The organism is Streptomyces griseus subsp. griseus (assembly GCF_000720255.1).
Lineage (GTDB): Bacteria > Actinomycetota > Actinomycetes > Streptomycetales > Streptomycetaceae > Streptomyces > Streptomyces griseus_I.
This window is the reverse complement of record NZ_JOJE01000232.1, coordinates 1-241: the sequence shown is the minus strand read 5'-3', so window position 1 is coordinate 241 and position 241 is coordinate 1. Positions and strand designations below refer to the sequence as shown.

Genomic DNA, 241 nt, shown 5'->3' with positions numbered 1-241 from the left:
CAGGGTGGTGGCCCGGGTTCCGGGCGGTGTGGCCAATGTGGCGGACATCTACCCGCTGGCGCCGCTCCAGGAGGGCATCCTCTTCCACCACCTGATGGGTGCGTCGTCGGGTGAGGACGCGTATGTGCTGCCGATGGTGCTCGGGTTCGATTCCCGGGCCCGGTTGGACGGGTTCGTCGCCGTGCTGCAAAAGGTCGTGGACCGGCACGACATTCTCCGCACGGCCGTGCTGTGGGAGGGG

Annotated in this window: 1 protein-coding gene; it reads left to right on the top strand. The window is 68.5% G+C overall.

Going from position 1 to position 241, the window contains the following annotated elements; genetic code table 11:
* Positions 1-37 precede the first annotated feature (37 nt).
* On the top strand, positions 38-241 hold a 204-nt coding region (locus tag IG99_RS43915; protein ID WP_324606177.1), incomplete at its 3' end, for a condensation domain-containing protein.